Here is a 770-nt window from a genome sequence, read left to right on the forward strand (position 1 = left end):
CCATTGAACCAGCGATACCCCAGGAAGGCCTTCGCGGGACCGAATGCATAACTCGCACCCACCAACGCGCGACGGTCCTTTCGTTCGTCCGTTGCCACAGTCGAGCCGCGGAACTCGTCATAGACCGCGCCAACGGCGAGACCGCCGGTCTCGTACATCAGCGAGATGCCGATGTTACGATCGACTTTGAAATTTCCGGGGATCTCGCCCCCACCTGTGCGGCTGAAGCTGTACAAGGCGGTGGCGGTCAGGCCACCGAACGTTCCACGATACTTGACCGCATTGTCGGCGCGACCGGCAATAATGTCATCGCTGCGATACAGCGAATAGCGCGGTGCGAAGCCCATGGGGTCGAGTTGCAGGCCCACGTCGTAGATCGGCGTGGTTTGGCGACCCAGGGTCACCAGACCATACTTGCTGCCCAGGCCAACCAGGGCGGCCCGGTCAAACAGTCGAGGGCTGCTGCTCAGCACAGCCGTATCCAGCGAGAAGCCGCTTTCGAGTTCGAACACAGCCTTGAGACCGCCGCCGAGATCCTCGCTACCGCGTAGACCCCAGCGCGACGTCGACATATTGCCGGAACTCATGCGGACCAAGTTCGATCCATTGCTAGCAGAAGGCGCGTTGCTGAGGTACTCAATACCCGCATCCGCGACACCGTAAAGCGTCACGTTGGACTGCGCGAACGCCGTGCCCGCAATCAAACTGGCTGTCGCAGCCACGACTCCACATCGAATCTTCATTTCACATTTCTCCTTCAAAGGTAGGCC

General features: G+C 60.3%; 1 protein-coding gene. It reads right to left on the bottom strand.

All coding sequences use genetic code 11. The features are described 5' to 3' along the window. The coding region (locus F7R19_RS29585) for a porin (protein WP_150982972.1) at positions 1 to 743 on the bottom strand (743 nt) is incomplete at its 3' end. Between the last annotated feature and the right edge of the window lie 27 nt (positions 744 to 770).

It is taken from the genome of Cupriavidus pauculus, from assembly GCF_008801835.1.
GTDB classification, from domain to species: Bacteria; Pseudomonadota; Gammaproteobacteria; order Burkholderiales; family Burkholderiaceae; genus Cupriavidus; species Cupriavidus pauculus.